At 50.9% G+C, this 26,529-nt stretch carries 21 protein-coding genes and 1 pseudogene; 7 read left to right on the plus strand and 15 right to left on the minus strand.

Annotated features, from left to right (window positions below):
* Window positions 1-250 precede the first annotated feature (250 nt).
* From E3U44_RS00945 to E3U44_RS00955, 3 genes are all read right to left on the minus strand, one after another.
* Complete coding sequence (locus E3U44_RS00945) at window positions 251-1,693, minus strand: SpoVR family protein (protein ID WP_134356242.1); 1,443 nt, start codon at window positions 1,691-1,693, stop codon at window positions 251-253.
* A 38-nt stretch (window positions 1,694-1,731) separates the two neighbouring features.
* Window positions 1,732-2,913, minus strand: a complete 1,182-nt coding sequence (locus E3U44_RS00950; RefSeq protein ID WP_134356243.1) for a YeaH/YhbH family protein — start codon at window positions 2,911-2,913, stop codon at window positions 1,732-1,734.
* A gap of 63 nt (window positions 2,914-2,976) precedes the next feature.
* Window positions 2,977-4,908: a serine protein kinase gene (locus tag E3U44_RS00955; RefSeq protein WP_134356244.1), complete on the minus strand. Its 1,932-nt coding sequence runs from the start codon at window positions 4,906-4,908 to the stop codon at window positions 2,977-2,979.
* Window positions 4,909-5,564: 656 nt separating this feature from the next.
* Here E3U44_RS00955 and E3U44_RS00960 point away from each other — a divergent pair.
* Entirely contained in the window at window positions 5,565-6,653 is a 1,089-nt protein-coding gene (locus tag E3U44_RS00960; protein WP_134356245.1) for a glycosyltransferase family 4 protein, read from the plus strand.
* Here the strand turns inward: E3U44_RS00960 and E3U44_RS00965 are convergent.
* Window positions 6,600-7,421 carry a sulfite exporter TauE/SafE family protein gene (locus E3U44_RS00965; protein ID WP_134356246.1) on the minus strand — a complete coding sequence of 274 codons (822 nt, stop codon included), beginning with the start codon at window positions 7,419-7,421 and terminating at the stop codon, window positions 6,600-6,602. The two genes, E3U44_RS00960 and E3U44_RS00965, sit on opposite strands and share 54 nt — an antisense overlap.
* A 68-nt stretch (window positions 7,422-7,489) precedes the next feature.
* Between E3U44_RS00965 and E3U44_RS00970 the strand changes: the two genes are divergently transcribed.
* Complete coding sequence (locus E3U44_RS00970) at window positions 7,490-8,014, plus strand: NUDIX hydrolase (protein WP_134356247.1); 525 nt, start codon at window positions 7,490-7,492, stop codon at window positions 8,012-8,014.
* On the opposite strand, the gene E3U44_RS00975 is transcribed toward E3U44_RS00970, so the two are convergent.
* The 8 genes from E3U44_RS00975 to E3U44_RS01010 all read right to left on the minus strand — a co-directional run bounded on the left by E3U44_RS00975 (window position 8,006) and on the right by E3U44_RS01010 (window position 16,689).
* The gene (locus E3U44_RS00975) at window positions 8,006-9,274 is read right to left on the minus strand and encodes an MgtC/SapB family protein (protein WP_134356248.1); all 1,269 of its coding nucleotides are present in this window, start codon (window positions 9,272-9,274) and stop codon (window positions 8,006-8,008) included. The genes E3U44_RS00970 and E3U44_RS00975 overlap by 9 nt on opposite strands.
* A 36-nt stretch (window positions 9,275-9,310) precedes the next feature.
* Window positions 9,311-9,796: a ribosomal protein S18-alanine N-acetyltransferase gene (gene rimI / locus E3U44_RS00980; protein WP_206054864.1), complete on the minus strand. Its 486-nt coding sequence runs from the start codon at window positions 9,794-9,796 to the stop codon at window positions 9,311-9,313.
* A gap of 45 nt (window positions 9,797-9,841) precedes the next feature.
* On the minus strand, window positions 9,842-10,534 hold the full coding sequence (locus E3U44_RS00985; RefSeq protein WP_134356249.1) for a uracil-DNA glycosylase: 693 nt from the start codon (window positions 10,532-10,534) through the stop codon (window positions 9,842-9,844).
* Window positions 10,535-10,544: 10 nt separating this feature from the next.
* Window positions 10,545-12,080 carry a 2-isopropylmalate synthase gene (locus E3U44_RS00990; protein ID WP_134356250.1) on the minus strand — a complete coding sequence of 512 codons (1,536 nt, stop codon included), beginning with the start codon at window positions 12,078-12,080 and terminating at the stop codon, window positions 10,545-10,547.
* 243 nt (window positions 12,081-12,323) lie between these two features.
* Entirely contained in the window at window positions 12,324-13,127 is an 804-nt protein-coding gene (pssA, locus tag E3U44_RS00995) for a CDP-diacylglycerol--serine O-phosphatidyltransferase (RefSeq protein ID WP_134356251.1), read from the minus strand.
* Between the two features lie 5 nt (window positions 13,128-13,132).
* Window positions 13,133-14,149: a ketol-acid reductoisomerase gene (ilvC, locus tag E3U44_RS01000; RefSeq protein ID WP_134356252.1), complete on the minus strand. Its 1,017-nt coding sequence runs from the start codon at window positions 14,147-14,149 to the stop codon at window positions 13,133-13,135.
* A 298-nt stretch (window positions 14,150-14,447) separates the two neighbouring features.
* Window positions 14,448-14,939, minus strand: coding sequence for an acetolactate synthase small subunit (gene ilvN / locus E3U44_RS01005; protein WP_134356253.1), 492 nt, complete (start codon window positions 14,937-14,939; stop codon window positions 14,448-14,450).
* A gap of 1 nt (window position 14,940) precedes the next feature.
* Window positions 14,941-16,689, minus strand: coding sequence for an acetolactate synthase 3 large subunit (locus tag E3U44_RS01010; protein WP_134356254.1), 1,749 nt, complete (start codon window positions 16,687-16,689; stop codon window positions 14,941-14,943).
* Window positions 16,690-17,052: 363 nt separating this feature from the next.
* Here E3U44_RS01010 and pyrC point away from each other — a divergent pair, with 363 nt between their 5' ends.
* Complete coding sequence (gene pyrC, locus E3U44_RS01015; RefSeq protein ID WP_134356255.1) at window positions 17,053-18,090, plus strand: dihydroorotase; 1,038 nt, start codon at window positions 17,053-17,055, stop codon at window positions 18,088-18,090.
* Window positions 18,091-18,138: 48 nt separating this feature from the next.
* On the opposite strand, the gene purC is transcribed toward pyrC, so the two are convergent.
* Genes purC through dapA form a run of 3 tightly spaced genes read right to left on the minus strand, consistent with a single transcriptional unit; the run spans window position 18,139 to window position 20,781 of the window.
* Window positions 18,139-18,855 carry a phosphoribosylaminoimidazolesuccinocarboxamide synthase gene (gene purC / locus E3U44_RS01020; protein ID WP_134356256.1) on the minus strand — a complete coding sequence of 239 codons (717 nt, stop codon included), beginning with the start codon at window positions 18,853-18,855 and terminating at the stop codon, window positions 18,139-18,141.
* Window positions 18,856-18,867: 12 nt separating this feature from the next.
* On the minus strand, window positions 18,868-19,845 hold the full coding sequence (gene bamC / locus E3U44_RS01025) for an outer membrane protein assembly factor BamC (RefSeq protein WP_240761849.1): 978 nt from the start codon (window positions 19,843-19,845) through the stop codon (window positions 18,868-18,870).
* A 57-nt stretch (window positions 19,846-19,902) separates the two neighbouring features.
* A complete protein-coding gene (gene dapA / locus E3U44_RS01030) occupies window positions 19,903-20,781 on the minus strand; it encodes a 4-hydroxy-tetrahydrodipicolinate synthase (protein ID WP_134356258.1) in 879 nt (292 codons plus the stop codon).
* A 172-nt stretch (window positions 20,782-20,953) separates the two neighbouring features.
* Here dapA and E3U44_RS01035 point away from each other — a divergent pair, with 172 nt between their 5' ends.
* The 4 genes and pseudogenes from E3U44_RS01035 to E3U44_RS01050 form a co-directional block, all read left to right on the plus strand.
* A complete protein-coding gene (locus tag E3U44_RS01035; protein WP_134356259.1) occupies window positions 20,954-21,487 on the plus strand; it encodes a glycine cleavage system transcriptional repressor in 534 nt (177 codons plus the stop codon).
* Between the two features lie 18 nt (window positions 21,488-21,505).
* Window positions 21,506-21,973 (plus strand): peroxiredoxin, encoded by a 468-nt coding sequence (locus E3U44_RS01040; protein ID WP_134356260.1) that lies wholly within the window; start codon window positions 21,506-21,508, stop codon window positions 21,971-21,973.
* 325 nt (window positions 21,974-22,298) lie between these two features.
* Window positions 22,299-25,175 (plus strand): ribonucleoside-diphosphate reductase subunit alpha, encoded by a 2,877-nt coding sequence (locus E3U44_RS01045; RefSeq protein ID WP_134356261.1) that lies wholly within the window; start codon window positions 22,299-22,301, stop codon window positions 25,173-25,175.
* A 251-nt stretch (window positions 25,176-25,426) separates the two neighbouring features.
* Window positions 25,427-26,512, plus strand: a pseudogene (locus E3U44_RS01050) (ribonucleotide-diphosphate reductase subunit beta); the annotation flags it as partial.
* Window positions 26,513-26,529 lie beyond the last annotated feature (17 nt).

The raw sequence follows: 26,529 nt of genomic DNA on the forward strand, positions 1-26,529 counted from the left end.
ACGTGCGCACCAAATTTTTAGATCCTAGTCCTTCATGATCCAGCGAACAAAGTAGTAAATCCCAGCGATGAGCGCTATGGTCACGACAAATCCGACGGGGGTGAATATTTTATCTGTTAATTCTAGGATCGCTCCCATTATATAATCTCCTTTTTCAAGTTATTTATGTCCCCGCATCTCGGCCAGGCGGGAATTTAAAGTGGCGTAGTATAGTGAGGATCATACCTCATGACAAGCCCATAGTTTGGGATCAACGAAAACGGCCTAGGGTTTTTTGTACAAAGCCATCCTCCCCATAACCCAGGCGGACTTTCCTATCATTAAGCTGAGTTTCTAGCCACACATCCCGTTCCCAAAGCTGGTAGAGATGGGCGAGTGTCCTCTCAGCATATTCTGCCTGGAGGTCACGTCCATCATGCTGATGTTTAAGATAAAGCTGTCGGTTATGCCCATAATCGGCATCCTCGATCCGAATAACAGGGATCCCCCCCATGCCCACATTCTTTAGTAAGGTTTCTTTGACCTCACGCCAATGTTCCTCATCAGAGATCTTACTAACCACCAGATCCTCCCCCTTGGGCTGGTATTCAAACATGTCCATCTCGCGCATCAATGCCTCGGTCAGGAAACGGCGCAAGAAAGAGGTATCCCTATCGACTTCGCGAACCTGAAAGATTTTCTCATGGCCCCCCAATTGGGGTTCACCGTAGCGTTCCCTTTCTTCTGGAGAGGGGACCTCGCAGCGACGGTAAATATCATGCCAAATTTTAAAACCTAAATAATAGGGATTAATATCACCAGGATGGGGGCGCACCACCTGATTGTGATGAACTAAGAATTCAAGATAGAGATCCTGGGGTAAATCCAAACTATTCATAATTTTATGGTGCCAATAACTGGCCCAACCCTCGTTCATGATCTTAGTTTCTATCTGAGGGATAAAATAGCGTGCCTGCTCATGTACAATAGTGAGCAAATCCCGCTCCCAGTTAGCAAGGTAGGGATTGTTATCCCGGATAAAGAGTAAGATATCCTCTTCCGGAAACAAGGGAAAATGATTCAGATCGGGCTCTACGTACTCAGGCTGTTTATGCAATTCTCCATAGGGATCAGGAGCAGGATGGGCAGCAGCTAGCACCTGCTCCCTTTGCTCTTCGGGACTCAGCTTGCGTATCGCTTGGTTTCTGCGGCACTGTAGGGATAAAGCATGGGCCGCATCAAGCACTGCCTCTACCTTATCAAGACCAATGGAAGGATCTTCAATATAATCCCGTACCCGATCAGCACGAAGTTTGAAGTTAGAAAGAGTCAGTTCAGGTTGGGTATCCCTAAAAGTAAAGTTATTTTTAAAAAAATCGTTATGGCCATAGACATGGGCAATAGTCAGAATCTGCAAGCACAGAGAATTCTCCCGCACTAAATAGGCTAATGCAGGATTTGAGTTGATAACCATTTCATAGGGTAGTCCGCTCACTCCATGCTCGTAAAGGGTCTGAAGCTTCTCGTAGGCTTTGCCATAGGACCAGTGGGGATAATGGGCAGGCATACCCGAGTAGGCCATATAGCCCAGCATTTGGGCATGGTCACACACTTCAAATTCCTGAGGAAAGCAAGACAGCCCAAACTCCTCGACTTTTTCACGAATTTTGGCATCCCAATATTCTAGATCCTTAATCGTCCAATGACTGGCCATACTATTTACCCCAGCATTTTCACTTTATTGAATAAAATTTATTCATATTCACTGTTCTCCCGCTCTCGGGATAATAGCTGCCTAAAACTAGGCCAAATATCTTCCTTGCGTTGGATTAACACAGGCTGGAAATTATCAGCCCTAACGTTTCGGAATAAATCTAACATAGTCCCCTCATAGAAACCCGAAGGTCGGGGTTTGATCTCGCCATAGCCAAATAAATTACAGGCCTGGCACAGTTCTTCGGCAGCTTTTAAGGTGGCAACATTATCGCTATCAAAATTGTCACCATCTGAGCAATGAAAAGCATAAATATTCCATAAGGAAGGGTGATAGCGATTCTGAATCACCTCTAACGCTTTGTGGTAGCCTGAAGAGATAAAAGTGCCGCCGGATTCACCCTTATGAAAAAACTCCTCCTCCGTCACTTCCCGGGCTTTAGTGTGATGGGCGATGAAAACCACATCCACATGAGCGTAACGGGAGCGGACAAACTGGTAGAGTAAAAAGAAAAAGCTCCGTGCCAGATACTTCTTTAATGTATCCATAGAACCAGAGGTATCCATAATACAGAGCACTACGGCATTGGACTGGGGGCGCAAATCCTCCCGTAGCCGGTGATAGCGCATATCATCACGATGGAAGGGGAACCGCCGTTCTGGCTCGCTGGTCCCACTGGCCTTATTACTTGCCAAGCGCCGCCTAACCCGAGCCTTAGCTGTGCGCCGCTTATCCATATGGACCCGAACACCGACACGACGGAAGCCTTTTCGCTTGCTGGTACGCTCCGATAATACTTCACGGAAACGCTTACGTTCCAAGTCTGGCAGTTCTAGATCCTCAAACATAATCTCGATCAACTCTTCCAGAGTGATCTCAGTCTCATAATAATCCATGCCTGGACGGTCACCGGCATGGCCCGGCCCCCCATCCCCCTGAGACGCTTCGCCCACAGTTTGGCCAGGCTCCGAATCTCCCTGGCCTGTGCCTACTCCCGGCGTATTCCGTCCATAAACAAAACGGTATTCCCGAATGCCTCGAATGGGAACTTTGACAATACGATCGCGGCTTTGACCAATAATGGACTCCTCAGCCACAATATCAGCCACATTATCACGGATGGCTCTCCGCACCTTCTGCCGGTGCCGTAACCGATCTCTGGCGCTGCGGTCCGAACGTAAAGCATCAGATTGAGAATAAGGACGGAACACTGTAGTCATAATATTCATCGCTCAGGCATATTCTGTACATAGTTCAGACATTGCTATATCCAACTCTCCTCTTTAATCTTTCCACAGGTTATTGGCGGCATATTTCAACACCACCTCTGCCGAATATTCGTTGTAGCCCCGCTCAAGGAGATTTTTGAGCAAATCATCATATTTCTTGGTCTGCTCCTCATCCCGGGTCCGGGATTTGGTAATAATACGGCTTATATCCCGCACCGAACTGGTCAGTTTTTTCTCAATGGCTTCCTTTAAGGGTTCGTATGACTGATAACTTATCTTTTCACCACGGCGGGTAGCCGCCCAGAGAAAAGCAATCACTTCCTGCCGAAAACCCTCGGCAGCACTGCCTACAATAGCGATTTGCTCCTCCACCGATTTTAAGAAATTCTCGTCAGGCTGTAATTCTTCCCGTGTATCCCGATCCTTAACCCGGGTCTTATTCACATAAGCCTCAGCATGATCCAAGTAATTCTGGAATAAGGTCTCTGCTTGTTCTTCATAGGAGTAAACAAAAGCTTTAGTGATTTCCTTTTCCAAAACCTCAAGATAAACCTTATGTAAGGTGTCTTGGAGCAGTTCCAGATAGTGCTTCCGAACATCGTCCGCCAGCTCCGATTGCTTGACCATGGTGATCAAGGCCTCACGGACGTTGATGGGGTTAATCCCCTCCTCACTATCGGCCAGTGCATTATCCAGGGCCTTGGTGATGAAGCGGGTTGAAATGCCAAACATTCCTTCTCGGGAAGCAGCCTCCTGAAGTTCCTTGGCATTAATCTTGAGAGTAGTTCCTTTCTCTACAACCTCCTCGCCATTATAGAGCCGCAGTTTGGTCATCAAGTCACATTTAGGGGTAGGCTCTAATCGGGAAAGAATAGCAAACATGGAGGCTAATTCGAGCGTATGAGGAGCAATATGGGCCCGGAAATCAGAGTGGCGCAAAAGCTTCTCATAGATTTTGATTTCCTCTGACAGACGCAGATTATAAGGAACCTTAATGACTACAATCCGGTCGAGAATAGCCTCGTTAGTATGGTCGGCTTTGAATTTCTGCCACTCAGCTTCATTGGAGTGGGCAACGATACAGGTATCCACATACACGGTACCGTGGCGACCAGGAGCCGGGACAAACTTCTCCTGGGTGGCCGTAATCATAGAATGCAGATACTCAGTCTCGTTTTTAAAGACCTCGATGAATTCCACCACACCTCGGTTGCCCACATTAAAAGCGCCATTTAGGTCTAGCACTCGAGGATCGCCTTCGGAGTAGATGTCCAGTTTGGAGATATCCTCTGAGCCAATGAGCACTGAAGTATCCTGGTTATTGGGATCTACCGGCGGTACCACACCAATACCCCGGCGATCCCGCTTGGAAAAGTCTGCGGTAATGACCGGTACGTCTTCATAACGGCCATCAAACTCTTCTTTGAGACGAAAACGGCATACAGGGCACAAATCGCCCTCAATATGGACATCGAGCATCTTCTCAAATTCTTTTCGTAAATGGCGCGGTAGAAGATGCAACGGTTCCTCACGCATCGGACAGCCGTCGATGGCATAAATGGGCTCTGCCTTCTCTAATCCCCGGTGCAAATGCTCGATAAGAGAGCTCTTACCGGCTCCCACAGGCCCCATCAAATAGAGTACCTGGCGGCTTTCTTCCCCATGCAGGGACGCCGAATGGAAATAACGTACTAGTTGGGCTAAGGTCCGCTCGATACCAAAGAATTCGTCCTTGAAAAAGTCATAGACTTTCACCGGCTCATCGCCATAGAGGCGCTTGACATGAGGATCGCCCAAAGCATGGATGTCCTCCGCCCCCTCCCGCATGATCATGTCATAAACCCGAGAATGAGCTAGCCTCGCAATAGTAGGATCCTTTTTGACTTTTTCTAAATAATCAATAAACGTTCCACGCCATTCCTGACGTTCTCGCTTTGCTCGGTCTTTTTTAATAATCTCAGTAAATCCGTTTTTTGTATCGACCACACTCCACCTCCTCGCCGGAAATACCAAATTAGGGCACCACAACAACCGCTAAAGTAAAGACACAACAGTCCCCCCAGAGTTCCAAGTCTCCGCCCGCAAAAATGCTAAAGAACTTAATAAATCAAGGAGTTGTTTTTGGGTTTTAAGGTACGACTGCTGTTTTAAACTCTTTTTCGAAAACATCAGCAATCGTGAAAGATCCCCTCGCACAAAAGCGGGAGCCTGTACCTTCAGTATAGTCTCTAAAAAACTGAAGGGGAGAGGGAAAACAGTCGCGTGTTGCTTGAAGGAACTAGCGCACATACTGCACCAGAGCAAATGAAAGTCGTGACTGACAAATACACCATCAACCGCTTGCTCGCATGGACAAGCCAAGCCTTATTCCACAACGAATACCCATCCCGGTGATTTGCAGCCATTCTCGGTTCGTCCTTGTGAGATCCTGCCTAGATATGCTTTAAACCAACAAATAAAGCTTAAACAACTCACAAAAATATAATCTACCAAACAGTAGTTTTATAACCAAGGGTACTTCTAAGGGACGGAGCCCTTTTTACCTCGGTTGATCACAAAAAATTCATCAAAAATTAACTGCCTAGTCACACTTATCCCCTAAAGTCAAAACCGAGATTATTTTTCTAGTCAGCGAGGATTTGGTGCGGATACTCATCGTAAGCGACGCTTGGCGCCCTCAAACCAATGGAGTGGTTACCACTCTTTCCCGAACTCAAAACGAACTTGAACAGGCAGGGCACTCCACCTTTGTGATTGGCCCGGATCGGTTTCGAACCCTCCCCTGTCCCACCTACCCTGAAATCTCTTTAGCCCTCAATGGGAGTAGCAAACTGCCCGCTTTAATTGAGGAACTGCAGCCGCAAGCCATCCATATTGCCACTGAAGGCCCCTTAGGCTTAGCAGCCCGAAAATGGTGCCTCCGCCACGGTCATCCCTTTACCACCTCCTTCCATACCCGCTTTCCAGAATATATTAAATTACGCACCGGTCTTCCCCTGGGGGTAGGTTACCGCTATCTCCGTTGGTTTCATGGGGCTAGCACCCGCACAATGGTCGCCACTCATTCCCTCCAAAGAGAACTTTTCTCCAAAAGATTTAGAAACCTAGTGCTATGGCCTCGGGCTGTTGATACCCACTTGTTTTACCCCCGGGATAAAAATTTTCTTAAACACTCCCGCCCTCTATTTATGTATGTAGGGCGGGTCGCGGTAGAAAAAAACATCCGTGCCTTTTTAAGATTACAGCTACCGGGAACCAAAATCGTGGTGGGGGATGGCCCCCAGCTTGATAAGCTCAGTAAGGAATATCCAGAAGTAGTGTTCACAGGGGTCCAAAAAGGGAAAGAACTGGCCTCCCATTTTGCCGCTGCCGATGTTCTTGTCTTTCCCAGCCGCACTGATACTTTCGGCCTGGTCATGCTGGAAGCTATGGCCTGCGGCGTTCCCGTAGCCGCGTACCCCGTTCCCGGCCCCATTGATGTGGTTATCAATGGCGAGACGGGCTATCTCAATGAAGATCTGGCCGCTGCCGCCCTCTCTGCCCTGTCTTTAGATCCCCACCAATGCAGGGTCTATGCAGAAAAATTTACCTGGCCTGTGATTACCCAGCAATTCTTGAATAACCTCGCCCCGATTTCCTATCAACGGGATGGGGAAGATCGCGAGACTTCCCCAACTTCACCGCCCATTGAACAAAAAAGTGGCTCCCATCAGCTCAAGCAACATATTTAACCCCAGGTATCCAAGACAAATGGCAAATATCCTTTTTAGAGTTATCGAAGCCACTCTATGGGCAAGCCTTGCCCCTAGGGGGGCAAACAACATACTAGTCGCCACGACACCCACAGCAGCTGGCCAATACACATAACCGCTGCTCCAAGCAGGTAGCCCCAACTTATCCCATCCCATCCAGATAAACCCACAAGTACCACCGGCTGCGAGGGGAAAACCACAAGCACTTGCCGTCCCCACCGCGTTCCGCATGGGAATACCATGCCAAGAGAGGTAGGGCACCGTAAAACTCCCCCCCCCAATCCCAAAAAGCGCGGAGACTCCCCCAATGACCACACCGACTAGTGCCAGAATCCAGCGTCGCGGTAGGGGATGGACTGCCGTTGGGCGAAACCCCATCCCCATTTGCCATGCAATCAATAAGGCAAAACCACCGAATAACCCTTTAAGGAGTTGCCCAGAAAGGGCATCGGCAATGACTGCGCCCAACAGTGCGCCGAGCACAATCCCCGGCGCCATTGCTGCCATGATTAGCCACAATACGCCCTTCCGGCGGTGATGAGCCCAGATCGCAGTCATCGAGGTGAGCACAATAGTGGCCTGGGAGGTGCCAATAGCCATGTGCATGCTAAGCTCATCGCTAATCCCCTGGGCCGAGAACACATGCACTAGGACGGCAACAATCACCAGCCCCCCCCCGATTCCAAGTAAACCCGCCAAGCTCCCCACCAGGGCTCCCAAAGCCAAATAGGTCATCAAATCGCTCATGGCTTGTCGATTTTGTAATGGTATTCAAGTTAATATCAGATTATCTTGAGATTGGAGAATTTAACCCCGTGCCAAATCAACGGACCCCCCTTTACCACGGTCGCATTGTCGATCTTGGTCTTGAGATGGTCACATTACCCAATGGCCAGCAGATCAGTTTAGAGATCGTCCGCCACCCAGGTGGCACGGTGGTGGCAGCTATCGATGACAAACAGCAAATCTGCCTTCTTCGCCAATATCGGCACGCCACCGGCGGTTTTATCTGGGAAGTCCCTGCAGGTAAGCTAGATCCGGGCGAAGCTCCATGCACCGCCGCCCAGCGAGAACTTAAAGAAGAAGCCGGAGTCCTTGCCAGTCATTGGCACGAGCTCGGCGCTATTTATAGTACCCCAGGCTTTTGCGATGAGGTCTTGCACCTTTATCTCGCTCAACAGTTGACTTTTACCTCTTGCGCTCCTCAGCCTGAGGAATATCTGGAAGTTCATTGGCTTCCCTTTGCCAAAGCCCTAAAGTGGGCCCATAGGGGACAGATCAAGGATGCCAAAACATTGGTTATCTTATTTCGAGCTGCGGGAGTATTAGGCTTATTCTAGCCCAGGGATACTGCCATCCCAAAACAACAGGCTGCCCCCCCCCGTAACGACGGAGAGCAAAAAAACCCCTAAGACAGGCAACCCGAAACGCGCCCCTCCTATGCCCCAAGCAAGCCCGCCTTTCACCAAGGTGTTCACCACCGCAGCTAAAAAAATCCCTATGGCGGCAACTATTAGAGCATTAGCCTCATCTTGAGCCATCCGGGCTAAAGTAAGGGAAATAGCATCCACATCACTGAGGCCTGAGATTCCAGCCACCACATAGAGTCCAATATCCCCAAACCATTCCTTCAAGGCCCGTGAAGCCAACATCACCAACGCCAATAAACCACCAAATTTCACCGCCATCCCCAAATCACAGGGATTTTCCAGTGCAAGATGGGGGGTAGTCTGGCGTTTAGCTCCCCGCCAAAGCCAGTACCCTCCCCCAAAGATGATGATACTCATCAAGCCCAGGGGGAAGAGTAAATCAACCGCCACGGGAGGGTAGATAATGCCCACCACCAGCAAGAGCCGCGGAAACATGGTCGCAGCGGCAAACGCGATCCCTGCTCCCAGTAAACGCTGGCCTTGGGGATTTGCGCGGGCGACTCGGGAAAAATTCAAGGTCAAAGCAGTCGAAGACACTAACCCCGCAGACAAGGCAGTCACAAGTACGCCTCGGCCTGCTCCTCCAATGCGGACAGCAAAGTAACCCATAAAAGACACCCCGGCAATCAAAACCACCATCCACCAAATTTCATAGGGATTGAGCGCTTGCCAAGGGCCAAATCCTTGATTGGGTAATACCGGCAACAATACTACAGAGATAAGCAAGAGCTTATAAACCGCATACAGTTCTTCCTGGCGCAGCCGCGCTATCCAGCCATGCAAAACGGGCTTAAGGCCCAAGAGTACGGTGACCACCACAGCCACTGCTGCCGCAACGCTCTCATAGCCCATCACAGTCAAAGCGCCTAAGGCAAAGGTCACCAAAGTCGCAACAACCGTGGTCATTCCCCGATCGCCACTTCGCCTGACACTGTCAAAGTAGGAAACAAACACCAATAAAGCGAAGGCTAAAAAGGTAAACCCCAGCAGAATAGACCCCGCTTGCTCAGCCAAAAGGGCACATAACCCCCCTAACAGGCTAATTAATCCAAAGGTGCGGAGTCCAGCGATCCGGGTCCCCTCTTCCGCATGGCGCTCCTGCCATCCCCGCTCCAACCCTACCAGCAAACCTAATGCAAGGGCCAACCCCAACTGCTCAAAGAGCTCCATGGGCTACCCCCTGCCAACAATCAAAGGGCACGAGAACTAATCAGCCAGTTGCAAGGCCAGCAAAAGTGCATCTTCACGCCCTTTATGGGCCGGATAATAGCCTTTGCGGGTACCGACCTCATTAAAACCAAATTTATGGTAGAGACCTAGCGCTGGATAATTGGAAGGACGCACCTCCAGGAAGACTGTACTTGCCCCCCGCTCCCTGGAGATCTTTAAAAGGTGGCGTAAGATATACCGTCCACAACCTTGGTGTTGATGGTCAGGATGAACGCAAATATTCAGCACATGAGCTTCACCGGCCCTCACCGCGACAACGCCATAACCATAAATCTCGCCATCCCGCTCATAGACCCAAGCATCATAGCCAGCCTGGAGGCAGTCGGTAAAGGTACCCTCGGTCCAGGGAAAGGCACAAGCCGCCCGCTCAATTGCCCCGACCACCTTCAGATCGGCATCCCTCATAGGCCGGGGCGCAAATCCCCGCAGTCTACTTAGTAACTTTTGCAACAATTTCGCCACCCTTTAATCTACCTTTGATAATATTTGATAACACCAAAGGCATTATCAAAGTTCCCGGTACACTTTAAGCGCCAATCGCAGATCCTGCCAAGCCCGTCGTTTTTCCCGTGGCGAGCGCAGCAGATAAGCAGGATGATAGGTCACAACCAAAGGGATTGTGGTATCTGGGTATTGGTGCACGATTCCGCGCAGGCGCCCCAAGGGTGCCGAAGTCTTGAGAAGATTTTGCCCCGCCACCCGCCCTACCGCGAGGATAATTCGGGGCTGTAATAAGGCCATTTGGTGCCGAAGGTAAGGTTCACAACTGGCGACCTCTTCGGGTAAGGGATCCCGATTCTTGGGTGGGCGACATTTGAGGATATTGGCAATGTAGACCTGCCCCCGTTGGAGCCCTAGCGCCTCTAGCATGGCATTGAGCAATTGCCCCGCGCGACCTACAAAAGGCTCCCCCTGGCGATCTTCATCAGCTCCTGGCGCTTCCCCCACAATCAACCATTTGGCCTCCCGATCCCCCACTCCAAATACGGTTTGAGTCCGGCTACAGTGCAATGAACAAGCCGTGCAGCCGGCAACGCGAGCGGCAAGTTCTTCCCATCCCGGTGCGATTTCAGCAGGCATACTCTCCCCAGGCATTCCACCAACTTCCATGGTCGGTGCTCTTTCAGCATTTGCGGGTTGGCGCTGCCGCCAAAGTTGGATTCCCATCACCTCTAGATAACGCCGATGGCGTGAGTCCATAGCGTCCGCCTCAAACCTGAGGGTAAGCGCGCTCTACCGGGTACAGGATCTTATTGAGGGCATTAACATACGCTTTGGCCGAGGCCACCACGATGTCGGTATCCGCCCCTTGCCCATTGGCAATACGCCCATTTTTTTTCAGCCGAACGGTCACTTCTCCCTGGGCATCGGTACCACCAGTAATACTATTCACCGAGTAAAGCAATAATTCCGTATTGCTCTGGAGAATAGAATCGATAGCTTTATAAGCCGCATCCACTGGCCCACTACCCAGGGCAGTCGCTTGCTGCTCTATACTATCTACATTTAAGGCCACAGCAGCCGTGGCAGTTTCTCCTGTTTCAGAGGCCACCTTGAGCCATAAGAGTTTGAAACGCTCGTTTTCAGCAGCCAAATTAGTATCGGTTACCAGCGCTTGGAGATCATCATCGTAAATTTCATGCTTTTTATCCGCCAACTCCTTGAAACGCTGAAAAGTCGCATTTAATTCCTCTTCCGTCTCTAGCTCAATGCCCAGTTCTCGCAAACGAGACCGGAACGCATTGCGTCCAGAATGCTTGCCAAGAACCATGCGATTGGCATGCCAGCCCACATCTTCCGGACTAATAATCTCATAGGTCTGACGTTCCTTGAGCACGCCATCCTGATGGATGCCGGATTCGTGGGCAAAGGCATTCGCTCCCACAATGGCTTTATTCGGCTGCACAGGAAAACCGGTAATCCCCGAGACTAAACGGGAGGTGGGAACGATCTGGGTGGTATCGATATTAGTGTCGCAGGGAAAGAAGTCCTGGCGAGTTCTAACGGCCATGACCACCTCCTCCAGGGCAGCATTGCCAGCCCGCTCCCCAAGCCCATTGATGGTACACTCTACCTGGCGAGCACCGTTCATTACGGCAGCCAAAGAGTTGGCCACCGCCAATCCTAGATCATTATGGCAATGGACTGAGAAAATAGCCTGGTCTGAGTTTGGCACTCGCTCAAGGAGGGTGCGGATAAGTTGACCAAACTGATCTGGGAGATTGTAGCCTACTGTGTCAGGAATGTTAACAGTCCGAGCACCGGCAGCAATCACAGCTTCCAAGATCCGGCATAGAAATTCAATATCCGAACGCCCTGCATCTTCGGGGGAAAACTCCACATCGTCGGTATATTTTCTCGCCCGTTTTACCGCTTTCACAGCATGTTCTAGGACTTGGTCTGGTTCCATCCGGAGCTTCATTTTCATATGGATAGGCGAGGTCGCAATGAAAGTGTGAATCCGGGCCGCTTCAGCCCCAGCCAAAACTTCACCAGCCCGATCGATATCTGCTCCTAAAGCTCGAGCCAGACCGCACACCGTGCTCTCACGCACCGCCTTGACTACCGCCTGTACCGCCTCAAAATCACCCTGACTAGCCACGGGAAAACCCGCCTCAATGACATCCACCCCCATACGCTCCAGGGCTTTAGCGATACGCACCTTTTCTTCCCGAGTCATGGATGCACCGGGGCTTTGTTCGCCATCCCGCAAGGTAGTATCAAAAATGATCAATTTATCTTTCATTACTGGCTGCTCCACTCACTATATACGGCGTTGAAACACCGCCGGAACTTGAATCTCCGTCGGCGAGACTGCTGGTTGAATTGTTGAGTTGATTATTTTCCTGCCCCTAGCAGGGCAGCAGCAGGGCCAAAGCAGCCAGGTACAGGCCAGGAAGCCCCAGGAGGGGGTAGTTGAAAGGATAAGTGAACAGCGTCATGACGAACATAACATTACTATATAGGGATTATTGGCAAATGCCAATGCCTATTTTTCGTCATCGTCTATTTTAGTAGAACCCAACGGAACACGACGCTGTAGCCGGTGCTGGCGAAGCTGGATCAAAGTCACCACGGGTCCCGACAAGGCATACAACAAAAAGGCAATAAATAATACCTTAGGCGGATCGGTCGATATCAAAACAAAGATCAACACGACCAGCAATATAGCCACAAAGGGGACCTTTTCCCGACTATCCAAACCCTTGAAACTATAGTAGCGGATGTTACTGACCATAAAAGCAGCCGTCAGGATGGTTAGCACCCAAGCAGGAAGCAGGAGAGTTGCACCCGCGATGCCAGCATCCACGGCAAACCACACCAAACCTGCTAAACAAGCAGCCGCAGAAGGGCTGGCCAAGCCCTGGAAATAACGCTTATCAGCAATCCCCACCTGAGTATTAAAACGGGCTAGCCGGAGAGCAGCACAAGCCGCATAAAGGAAGGCGGCCAACCACCCGAGTTTGCCAAGGCTATGGAGAGTCCATTCATAGATAACCAGCGCCGGCCCTAATCCGAAAGAGACCATATCTGCCAGGCTATCGTACTCTGCTCCAAAAGCGCTCTGGGTGTTAGTCAAACGGGCAATGCGCCCATCCACACCATCCATTAGTAGCGCGACAAAGATAGCTACCGCCGCCGCTTCAAAACGGCCATTCATAGCGGCAACAATGGCATAAAAACCCGCAAATAGGCCTGCCGTAGTAAGCAAATTGGGGAGGAGATAAATCCCCCTGCGGCGCCGGCTGTTGCCGGCCCCCGCAGCTAAGAGAGGTTTCTGCTCAGAATTCACTACAATTAATTTTTGCTCTGGTCCACAATGCGGCTTTCCCCGATCCACGGCATCATGGATCGCAGCCTTTCACCGACTAGTTCAATAGGGTGCTCCTGCCCTAGACGCCGCTTTGCCTTAAGAGTAGGGGCACCTGCTTGGTTCTCTAAAATGAACTCCCGGGCAAATTCACCACTTTGAATCTCACCTAGAATACGACGCATCTCGGCTTGGGTCTCATCGCCGATGACCCGGGGGCCGCGGGTAAAATCGCCATATTCAGCGGTATTGGAGATAGAATAACGCATATTGGCAATGCCGCCTTCGTACATAAGATCGACAATAAGCTTGAGTTCATGGAGGCATTCGAAATAGGCCATTTCAGGAGCATATCCGGCTTCTACCAGAGTCTCGAAACCCGCTTGCACTAGCGCTGTGACTCCCCCACAAAGAACAGCCTGTTCGCCAAAGAGGTCGGTTTCAGTCTCATCCCTAAAGGTGGTCTCGATAACTCCAGCCCGTCCGCCGCCATTGGCCGAGGCATAGGATAAAGCGACATCCTTTGCCTTAGTAGAAACATCTTGGTGCACTGCAATCAAAGAGGGCACTCCCCCCCCTTGGGTATAGGTAGATCGCACCAGATGGCCAGGCCCCTTAGGAGCAATCATTACCACATCGAGATCAGTTCGTGGCTCAATTTGCCTAAAGTGAATATTAAAACCATGGGCAAAGGCAAGAGTAGCTCCTTGCTTCAGGTGGGGCTCAATATTTTCCTCATAGAGCTTTGGCTGATGTTCATCGGGCGCCAAAACCATCACCAGATCCGCTTCTTTAATTGCCGCCTCAATAGACAGAACGGTCAAACCCGCATTTTCGGCTTTGGCAACGGAGGTGGAACCGGAACGTAGACCGACCACCACATCCACACCCGAATCCTTAAGATTATTGGCGTGAGCATGTCCTTGGGAGCCATAACCGATAATAGCCACCCGCATGCCCTGGATTAAGGATAGATCACAGTCTTTATCATAGTAGATATTCATTACTTCCTCGTCGCAACATTATTTTTTGAAATTCAGTCCCATAGCCAAAAACACCTAAGGAGTAAGGGCCACCGGCTTTTGTCTTTGCTATCCCCTGGGATGGAATAATTTCCCGCGGTATTTGGATAAACTCTCGAATTCAGCTGGCGATCAGTTATTAATCTTTAGTAAACATAATTGCAGCCAGGGGAGGATAAAAATGTTTAATCGTGGCTTAGAAAACAAGGAAGGAAACAAATACGGGCCTTTTATCTTTTGCATAGAACCCAACGACCCGCGACCCGCCATAGGCCACTTATTATTGCAGCCCTTTTACACCACGGGCAATTCCCATGGCTCCAGAGCGGACGGTTTCCAAAATCTGAAATTCTTTAAGCGCCTGAATAAAAGCGTCCTGCTTATCCCCACTACCCGTCAGTTCAATCGTATAGGTATTGTCAGCGACATCAATAATGCGGCCACGGAAAATATCACTTAGGCGCTTAACCTCATCCCTCTCGCTCCCGGTGGCAGCCTCCACCTTGATGAGCATTAACTCCCGCTCAATATGAGCCCCTTGAGTCAGATCCTCCAGCTTAACCACATCAATCAATTTATTCAGCTGCTTCAATATTTGTTCGATGATCTCATCTGAACCGGAGGTGACCAATGTCATGCGCGACAAGGAGGGATCTTCCGTGGGGGCAACTGTCAGAGATTCAATATTATAGCCACGGGCAGAAAATAAACCCGCAACCCGGGATAAAGCGCCGGATTCATTTTCCATTAATAAAGAAATAATATGACGCATGCTAGGCCCATTCTCTTTCCAGTGATTGGGGTACCGCGCATTCAGGGCCTAAATGCATTTCGTGATGCCCTTTACCTTGAGCAATCATGGGGTATACATTCTCTGTCGGGTCAGTAATAAAGTCCAGAAACACCAAACGATCCTGGAGGGCAAACGCCTCCTTCAAGGCTGCTTCCACATCACCCGGTTTTTCTATCTGCATCCCTATATGGCCATAGGCCTCAGCTAACTTCCCAAAATCAGGTAAAGCATCCATATAGGAGTGGGAATAGCGACGATCATAGAAAAACTCCTGCCACTGGCGCACCATGCCCATATAGCGGTTGTTGAGATTCACAATTTTGATGGGCAAAGAGTACTGCATGCAGGTGGAAAGCTCTTGGATACACATCTGGATACTGGCTTCGCCAGTAATACAAATCACGGGAGAATCGGGATAAGCCAACTGCACACCCATCGCCGCCGGCAAACCGAACCCCATAGTTCCCAATCCCCCAGAATTGATCCAACGCCTCGGTTTGTCAAACTTATAAAACTGAGCCGCCCACATCTGGTGCTGCCCAACGTCAGAGGTAATATAGGCTTCCCCCCGAGTCGCCTCATAAAGTTTCTCAACAATATACTGAGGTTTAATAAGCTCGCCGCTTTGCTGGTAATGGAGACAACGGTGGCTCTTCCACTCCTCAATCTGGGACCACCACCTCTCCAAAGCTTCTCGATCGGGCTTCCTATCAGCGCTATTTAAGTGGGCGATCATCTCCTTTAGCACCAGGCCCACATCCCCCACAATAGGAACGTGAACTTGGACATTCTTGGAAATACTGGAAGGGTCGATATCCACATGGATAATCTTGGCGTAGGGACAGAATTGCTCCAAATTACCCGTTACCCGGTCGTCAAAACGGGCGCCAATAGCGATCAATACATCACATTCGTGCATCCCCATATTGGCTTCATAAGTCCCGTGCATCCCCAACATCCCTACAAATTGGGGATCAGTACCGGGATATCCTCCCAAGCCCATCAAAGTATTGGTAACCGGATAGCCAAGCAAGCGAGCAAACTCCGTCAGCGCTTCGGCCGCATTACTCAGAATCACACCACCCCCCGTGTAAATCATAGGACGGCGAGCAGATAAGATAAGATCGATAGCCTTTTTAACTTGCTCCGGTGTCTCTACAGCCACCGGGTGGTGATAAGAGCGCAAAGTGAGCTGCTCTGGGTAGTGATAGGGTATCTTGATATTAGGATCGGTCACATCCTTAGGGATATCAACGACTACCGGACCCGGGCGACCCGTGGTGGCAATATAAAAGGCTTTTCTAATCGTTAAAGTCAGGTCATTAAGGTCTTTGACCAAGAAATTATGCTTGACACAGGGGCGCGTAATGCCGACGGAATCCACTTCCTGGAAAGCATCACTGCCAATCGCCGCTCGTGGCACCTGGCCGGTAAGCACAACCATGGGAATGGAATCCATATAGGCCGTGGCAATACCCGTTACCGCATTGGTCGCCCCAGGACCGGAGGTGACCAGCACCACACCGGCTTTGCCTGTGGCACGGGCATAACCATCAGCGGCATGAGTCGCCCCCTGTTCGTGGCGCACTAATACATGCTTAACCTGGTCTTGCTGATAAAGCGCATCATAAATATGTAATACGGCACCGCCCGGATAGCCGAAGATGTATTCCACACCTTCATCTTTTAAACACCGGACAAGGATCTCGGCACCACTCAAGAGATCCACGGCAGAAACCCCTCTAAATTGACTAAGTTAATTCGCCCGCGAACAGGACCCGTTGCTGACACTCCCCGCCCTTCGCTACACCCAGGACGAGGGTTCTTGGGCCACCCCAAAAACCTTCCTGTTTCATCACGCCATCCCTCGACGCCAACGGATACTGGCGCCCCCGTTCCGCTCGCTCCGCAGGCTAACCCCGCCAGCCAGCGGTTTGCGCTTATCTCCCCACCCGAATGGATAAGGCTTTACACGCTTATCTGGATAATACTTAAATAAAATTAACAAAACACAGTAACTAGATCCCTGCTTTGGGTCAAGACAGAATCCCAGCCTGTCCTTGAATCCTTAATGTTATGGCATACTAGAAACATGACCATGACATTACAATTAACGCGCCCTGACGATTGGCACCTGCATTTACGGGACGGAAAGGTTCTTGCTGATCTTATTCCGGCCACAGCCCGGTGTTTCGCCCGGGCCATCATCATGCCTAACCTGCGGCCACCTATCACCTCTACCCCACAAGCTTTAGCCTACCGGGAACGTATCCTTGCCGCACGGCCCCCAGATCTCGGTTTTGAACCCTTAATGACCCTCTATCTTACTGATAATACCACACCTGAGGAAATTGCCCGCGCTCGAAACAGTGGTCATATCTATGCCGTTAAGCTATATCCAGCAGGAGCGACTACCAATGCCGATTCCGGGGTGACCAACTTACGCCAACGCTATGCCGTATTGGAAGCTTTGCAAGAGCAGGGGCTCCCCTTGTTGATCCACGGTGAAGTCACTGACCCTAGCGTCGACATCTTTGACCGAGAACAGGTCTTTATCAAACGCCATCTTATTCCTTTACTCCATGACTTCCCGGCCTTGCGGATAGTGTTAGAACATATTACCACGGCAGAGGCAGTGGACTTTATCAACGGGGCACAAAAAAACATCGCCGCGACCATCACTCCCCATCATCTGTTGCTGAACCGCAATGCCATGTTAGCAGGAGGCATTCAACCCCATCATTATTGCCTGCCGGTACTCAAACGGGAAAGACATCGCCAAGCCTTAGTCGCCGCCGCCACCAGCGGCAACCCCAAATTCTTTCTGGGCACAGATAGCGCCCCCCATACCAAAACAGCAAAGGAAACAGCTTGTGGCTGTGCTGGAATTTATAGTAGCCACGCGGCCTTGGAACTTTATGCCGAAGTTTTCGAAGGGGTCGGCGCTTTAGCACAATTAGAGGCCTTTGCCAGCTTTCACGGCGCCGATTTTTATGGTCTACCCCGCAATCAAGATACGGTAACGCTTCTCAAAGCCCCTTGGCGGGTACCCGAGAAGCTACCTTTTGGCGATGAAGTATTGATCCCCCTACGGGCGGGGGCAACGGTAAGCTGGCAACTCGCTGAGTAAGCGGAATATCGTTCTCCCAAAAGAGGCAAAGGGGTTCCACCTCCAGGCTCACAAGGGCGTACCCAAGCGCCGAGCCACCTCTTCATAGGCTTCGACAACGCCCCCTAACCCCTGACGAAAGCGGTCCTTATCCATTTTCTCCCGAGTTTTCACATCCCACAGGCGGCAACCATCGAGGGTAAACTCGTCACCTAATACGACCTGACCCCGGAAATCCCCGAACTCTAGCTTGTAATCGACTAACAGCAAGCCTGCATCCAAGAACAATGACTTTAAAATACCATTGATTTTAAAGGTATATTCTTTCATCCGTTCGACCTGCTCCATGGAGGCCCAACCGAACGTGCAGATATGATACTCGTTAATCATCGGATCGTGGAGCGCATCATTTTTAAGAAAGAATTCAAACACAGGCGGCTCTAAATCTAGCCCCTCTTGCACCCCCAACCGCCGGCACAGGCTGCCCGTGGAAATATTGCGCACCACACATTCAATGGGAAACATCTCTAAATGCTTAACCAGTGATTCTTGCGCGCTCAGAAGACGCTCAAAATGGGTCGGAATACCCGCCGCCGCCAACTTTTCCATAATAAAGGCGTTAAACTTGTTATTGATTTCTCCCTTGCGGCTGAATTGCTCAATCTTCTGGCCATCAAAGGCTGAAGTGTCATCACGAAAATGCAAAATCAACCGGGCAGGGTCAGCTGTCGTATAAACTGTCTTAGCCTTGCCCGAATATAGTTCAGATTGTTTCTCTGTTGACATGAATTTCCCTTTTTATTCAGTCAACTGCTCACCTAACAAGGATAATAAGCGCTTGGCTGTTTCTGACTCGTCACGCTGCCCTTCCGCATCCAGGATAATCACCCGGGTGACGGCGCCATCTGAGATCAGCTTAATCTGATAGCGGCCTTGCTCATCTTCCTCTCCCGTTGTCTCCCAAAAGGCCAACTTCGAGAGCCATCCCGAATCCTCTTCCTGTTGCTGCCTAAAAGGATCCTCATAACGGATATAATAAATACCTCGGGAACGGTTCCGATCTTCTACCGCAAAACCTTTGCGATCCAGCACTAATCCCAACCGGTGCCAAGCGCGAGAAAAATCTTGGGCCATCTGCATAGCCGCGCCCCCATCAAGCATGCTAACGCGGCTAGCGCTGGCAACAGTTTGCTGCCCCCCCTTCTCAACCCGGGCTAGATCCTGGGCATGCAGTGCTCCTAGATACTCAGCTAATTTCCGAAGTATGGTTTCTTCCTGCCTGGGATCAGGTGTAGCCGTATGCTGCTTTAAAAAAACAACGGTAGACTGGGGCATTTCTCCCCGCTCAATCCGTATCCGGTAATTGTCCTGCTCAGAAGGCCCGATAGCATCCATAAAACCAATGCGGATATCCTCCGCTTTGATTTCTAGGCCATTTTCAAGCCAAAAGTTGCGTACCCGCTCCCACACCTGCTCCTGATTTCCCGGCACCACTAATCGCTGTCGCTCCCCCTCCCCTTCCAAGCGGGGTTTCCTATCTGCCTCAATCCCATAGATATCCATCAGCGGGTTACGGGCTTGTTCCTGATATTCTAAATAAGTCGCCGTACCGCCACTGTCATCCATCACATCATCACGAATGGCATCCGCGCTCAGATCAGGGGGAATATCTAAAGGCGGTAAGGTTTCAGCCTTGCGGTACTCCTTAGTATTATCTGGCACCACTTCATCTAGTGCAGAAAAGGCACTGCAGCCACCAAACGCCACAGTGACCACGCCCAAAAGAGCGATACATCTCCATATGCTTAGACACATAGTCAGTAATTTATAACTTCACTGTAGAATCTGCGCTTGGCGCAACGCTTGTCGTAGCGGTTCACGATAATATTCAGACAAAACGGTCAAAGGTAAACGGATACCTTCAGCAATAAGACCCATCTCATATAAAGCCCATTTTACAGGAATTGGATTCGCTTCAGAGAACAGAACAGTATAGAAGGGGTCCAGCCTAGCATTGATGACCTCCGCAGCTTCTCGATCCTGCCGTAGCGCCGCGGTACACAGTTCATGGACTACCTTAGGTATCACATTAGCGGTGACTGAAATGGTTCCCCGGCCTCCCATTAGCATGTACTCCATGGCGACATCATCATCCCCACTATAGAGATCAAGTTTTTCACCGCACAGTTCTAGAATCTGGCGCCCCCGGGCCACATCTCCCGTGGCTTCCTTGATGCCAATAATATTGGAGATACCCGCTAAACGGGCTACCGTCTCCGGCAATAAATCACAAGCCGTCCGGCTAGGCACATTATAAAGGATCTGGGGAATAGGAACGGCCTCGGCAATCGCTTTAAAATGGAGATATAAACCTTCCTGGGTCGGCCTATTGTAATAAGGAGTCACCAATAAACAAGCATCAGCACCAGCCTCTAAAGCTGCGCGGGTAAGTTCCTCAGCTTCACGGGTACAATTCGCGCCTGTTCCCGCGATTACCGGCACCCGCCCATGGGCCTGATCCACTACCTCGCGGATAACCCGGATATGCTCCTTCACATCTAGGGTAGGCGATTCGCCGGTAGTCCCTACCGCCACAATAGCATCAGTACTGTTTTCTATATGGAAACCAACCAACCGACGTAAGCTCTCCCAGTCTAGGGTGCCGTCGGGATGCATCGGTGTAACTAAAGCAACCATGCTGCCATGAAACATAGTGCTATTCCCATAAATGATAAGTGATTAATCGCGCATAGTACGCACGGTCTTTATGAATGACAAGGCTCTGTCGCCATTCGCCGACAAACAAGCTCGATCGGTGACGAGTGCAGCGTAATCGGCTAAGCTAATTGCCCTATTCCTCTGAATGGGCAAGATAGAAAACGCGATGCAGCAACATTTGGTGATCTCGGCGATAGGACGCGACCGGCCCGGTCTGTTGAAAGAATTAAGTGGAACCATACTCGATAGCGGTTGCCACATCGAAGACAGCCGAATGGTCCTACTCGGAGCGGAATTCGCCATATTGCTAATCGCCTCTGGCAGTTGGAGCGCTGTGGCCAAGCTAGAAGCAATGCTCCCTGCCTTGAAGCAACGCCTCGACTTGGCTGTGCTCAGCAAGCGCACCGAATCCCGTCCCAGCAACCACAAACTTATGCCCTATGCCGTAGAGGCCATATCCCTGGACCAACCCAACATTGTCCATGAACTTGCCTATTTCTTTGCCAGCCGCAATATTACCATTGAAGAGCTCAGCACCCGTCGCTACCCAGCACTCCACACCGGAGCACCTTTATTTTCGGTAAGCTTCATTATACACTTACCCGTTGATTTATCTATCGCGATTCTAAGAGAGCAGTTTATGGAATTGTGTGATAATTTAAACTTAGATGCGATCTTAGAACCTATCCGAGGCCGCTGATATCTGAGGCGAATTTCCATGAGCGAAGTCACTGTAGGAAAAACAGTCCCTGATTTTGAACTCTCTGCCACCTCAGGGCAAACCGTAAAGCTATCACACTTACAAGGTCAGAATGTGGTCCTTTATTTTTACCCCAAGGACGACACCCCGGGTTGTACCCGGGAAGGACAAGATTTCCAGGATTTCCATGCAGAATTCGAGCGTCTCGATACGGTCATCCTTGGCCTTTCTCGGGATACTCTGAAATCCCATGAAAACTTTAAGGCAAAACAGGATTTTCCTTTCGAACTTCTATCAGACCCAAACGAAACAGTTTGCCAACGGTTTGACGTGATCAAACCCAAGAAAATGTTTGGCAAGGATGTCAAAGGGATAGAACGCAGCACCTTTCTCATTGATAAAGAAGGAGTTCTGCGAAAAGAGTGGCGTAAGGTAAAGGTGGAGGGGCACGTGGCAGAAGTGCTCGCGGCGGTTAAATCCCTCTGAAAGGGAAACTCATCCCCTCGAATTATCACCAACCTTTTCCGCTCACAAGAGGATAGAGAGGGGCGTTTTTTGCTGCAAAACCCGCTCATCTTCCTTCTTGCCAATGGCCGTCAAAATTTAACCCTTTTTTAGGAATACCCATCCCATCGGCTGTTGCGCCACTTATCCACAAGGAACCCTGCAAAGCCCCCTCAATTCCCTCTTGCGCTTCCCTAAAAAACACCCTATGTTGTGTCTCAAAAGGGAATCGACCACAGTTTCTTGTGGTTATGCACTGGCTAAAAAATAACCCAAAACCTCTATTTAGTATAAGCAAGAGTCTGCCATGAAAACAGAATCGTCCGCCATTCTCCATGACCGGGAGCAGACTCCTGATTCTGAAACCCTCGACCCTTCCCTCAGGACCACGGCTCCCGGTCAATATCGAGTGATTCGCCGCAACGGCAAAGTTACCGGCTTTGATCCCAGCAAGATCGCCGTCGCCATGACTAAAGCCTTCCTGGCAGTGGAGGGCAGCAGCGCCGCCACGAGCAAACGCATCCATCAGACGGTAGAAGCTCTGACGGCCCAAGTGGTGGAAGCCTGCACCCGCCGTTTGGAAACGGGCGGCACCGTCCACATCGAAGACATTCAGGATCAGGTGGAGCTGGCCCTGATGCGGGGGGGATACCACAAAATAGCACGGGCCTACGTGCTATACCGGGAGGAAAGAACCCGGGAAAGGGCCCAAGCCGCGGCCAAGACGAAGAAAAAGGCTGCCGAACCTCCTCTCCAGGTGACCTTAGCTGACGGCCGTGTCGTACCCTTGGATAAAGCCCGGCTGACTCGAATTGGAGAAGAAGCCTGCCAGGCATTGCCTGAAACCCAGCCCCAGGCGGTTCTCAACGAGACCTTGCGTAACCTCTTTGACGGGGTCGCCGAACAGGATGTGGAAAGGGCACTCATCATGAGCGCCCGCACCTTCATCGAGAAAGAGCCCCATTACAGCTACGTGGCCGCTCGCCTATTGCTGGACAGCCTGCGCCGAGAAGCTCTTTCCTTTATCCATGGCGCTGAAACCCATGCCACTCAAGGGGAAATGGCGGAGCGCTATCCGGAATACTTTGCCGCCTATATCAAGCAAGGCGCTGATTTACAACTGATTGACACACGATTAACCCAATACGATCTGACCCGTCTAGGTCAGGCCTTACGGCCAGAACGGGACTTTGAGTTCACCTACCTAGGTCTGCAGACCCTCTATGACCGCTATTTTATCCACTCGGGGGGGATTCGCTTTGAATTGCCCCAGGCCTTTTTTATGCGGGTGGCCATGGGGCTGGCGATCAACGAAATTGAACGGGAAGAACGGGCCATTGAGTTTTATGAGCTGCTGTCCTCCTTTGATTTTATGAGCAGCACCCCCACCCTGTTCAACTCAGGTTCCCTGCGGCCTCAGCTCTCCTCCTGTTATTTGACCACAGTGTCCGATGACCTGGATGGGATTTACAGCGCCATCAAGGACAATGCCCTGCTGTCCAAATATGCGGGCGGGTTGGGCAACGATTGGTCTCGGGTTCGGGGGATGGGCGCCCACATTAAAGGGACCAACGGCAAATCCCAGGGCGTGGTGCCCTTTTTAAAGGTGGCCAATGATACCGCAGTGGCGGTGAACCAAGGAGGGAAGCGGAAGGGCGCGGTCTGCGCCTATCTGGAAACCTGGCATATTGATATCGAAGAATTCCTAGAGTTGCGCAAGAATACCGGCGACGACCGCCGCCGCACCCACGATATGAATACCGCCAACTGGGTGCCGGACCTGTTCATGAAGCGGGTGGCCGAAGACGGGGAATGGACTCTTTTTTCGCCCGATGAAACCCCGGATCTCCATGACCTGGTGGGCCAAGCTTTTGAAGCAGCCTATCTTCGCTACGAGGAAAAAGCGGCCTGCGGCGAAATCAAGAACTTTAAAAAGCAACGGGCCGTGGACCTGTGGCGCAAAATGCTCTCCATGCTGTTTGAGACGGGACATCCTTGGATCACCTTTAAGGACCCCTGTAACCTGCGCTCGCCCCAGCAGCATGCTGGCGTGGTCCATTCCTCAAACTTGTGCACCGAGATCACCTTGAATACCTCAGATGAGGAAATAGCGGTATGCAACTTAGGGTCAATCAATCTCCCCCAACATCTGGATGAGAATGGCCTTAACCTTCCCAAGCTGGAGAAAACCATCACCACCGCCATGCGCATGTTGGACAATGTCATCGATTATAATTATTACAGCGTGCCCACGGCGCGGCGTTCCAACCTCCGCCATCGGCCCGTAGGTCTAGGCCTCATGGGCTTCCAGGATGCCCTCTACAAACTCCGCCTCCCCTATGCTGCGGAAGCCGCCGTGGAGTTTGCCGACCGTTCCATGGAGGCTATCAGCTACTATGCTATCAAGGCCTCCAGCAACCTCGCTGCGGAACGGGGCAAGTACTGCACTTTTGAAGGTTCCCTCTGGAGCAAAGGGATTTTACCCATTGATTCCATCGGTTTGCTAGAACAAGGCCGCGGCGGCTACCTGCAACAAGACCGCACCCAAACCTTAGACTGGGACAGCCTGCGGGAACAGGTTAAAACCGTGGGCATGCGTAACTCCAACTGCATGGCTATTGCGCCCACAGCGACGATTTCTAATATCTGCGGCGTCAGCCAGTCCATCGAGCCCACTTACCAAAATCTGTTCGTGAAATCCAACCTCTCAGGCGAATTTACGGTGATTAACCCCTACCTGGTCCAGGATCTTAAAGCCCGGGATTTATGGGACGAAGTGATGGTTAACGATCTGAAATACTTTGACGGCAGCGCCCAGCCCATCGACCGCATACCGGAAGATCTCAAAACCCTCTATGCCACCGCCTTTGAGATCGATCCCCGCTGGCTGGTGGAAGCCGCCTCCCGTCGCCAAAAGTGGCTCGATCAGGCTCAGAGCCTCAACCTTTATATGGCCGAGCCCAACGGTAAAAAACTCGACAATCTCTATAAGCTTGCCTGGGTCCGGGGCCTCAAAACGACTTATTATCTGCGCTCCCTCGGCGCGACCCACGTGGAGAAAAGCACCATGACCTCGGATCAGATCAACACACTCAATGCGGTCCAGTCCGGTTACCCCCAAGAGCCGGAAGCAGAAGCCCAAGCTTGCTCTATCCTGGACCCGGACTGTGAAGCTTGCCAGTAGACGTAGCTTCTTCGTGCGCGCAGCGCACGCTACTTGCTATGGGAATTGGGAGTAGTCAAAAACTTTAGCTAATAATGAGGAGATCAAGGATGCTGAATTGGGATGACCCACTTACAGGCGTTGATAGCCAAAAAACCAAACCGCAAAAATTGCCTCCCATCAGCGCGTACTCCAATGAGGGGAGGGAGGAGATAGAGGAGACACAAGATAACTCAAATGAAACATTGCTGACGGACCATCCAGATTCCCCTACAGCCACGACCGCTGGGGCCGAGGCCGGCACCGGCGTTCTGGGAATTGAAGACATTGAAATGGGTGCGGCCCGGATTCAGGTGGATGATAAACGCATCATCAACTGCCGGGCGGATCTGAACCAGCTAGTGCCTTTTAAATACCACTGGGCCTGGGAAAAATACCTCAATGGCTGCGCCAACCACTGGATGCCGCAAGAAATTAACATGAACGCGGATATTGCCTTATGGAAAAGCGCCGATGGATTAACCGAAGATGAGCGCACCATCATCAAACGCAATCTCGGTTTTTTCGTCACCGCCGACTCCTTGGTCGCCAACAATCTGGTATTGGCGGTCTACCGGCATATTACTAATCCCGAATGCCGCCAGTACCTGCTGCGTCAGGCTTTCGAGGAAGCGGTGCACACCCATGCCTACCAGTACTGCGTGGAGTCCCTGGGATTGGACGAAGGGGAAATTTTCAACATGTACCGGGAAGTGCCGGCCGTGGCCCGTAAAGCCGAATGGGCCCTGCCCTTCACTCAGTACTTGGCCGATCCCCAGTTCCACACCGGTACCGACGAAAATGATCAGAAATTATTGCGGGAACTCATCGCCTTTTATGTGATCTTCGAAGGCATCTTCTTTTATGTAGGCTTCGTCCAGATTCTCTCCATGGGCCGCCGCAACAAAATGACCGGCACGGCTGAACAATTCCAATACATCATGCGCGATGAATCCATGCACATGAACTTCGGCATTGATGTCATCAATCAGATCAAGATTGAAAACCCTCATCTGTGGACCGACTCCTTCAAACAAGAAACCCTCCAAATGATCCGAGAGGCCGTGAGTCTAGAAACCCAATACGCTTATGACACCATGCCCCGTGGCGTACTAGGCCTGAATGCCCCCATGTTTGACGAATACCTTAAATTTATTGCCAATCGCCGCTGCGCCCAAATCGGGCTGCCGGAACAGTATCCTGGCGCCAGCAACCCCTTTCCCTGGATGTCCGAGATCCTAGACCTCAAAAAAGAAAAGAATTTCTTTGAAACTCGGGTGACGGAATATCAAACCGGGGGTGCCTTAAAGTGGGATTAACTCAATCATTAACGGGC

The organism is Nitrosococcus wardiae, from assembly GCF_004421105.1.
Taxonomy (GTDB): Bacteria; Pseudomonadota; Gammaproteobacteria; order Nitrosococcales; family Nitrosococcaceae; genus Nitrosococcus; species Nitrosococcus wardiae.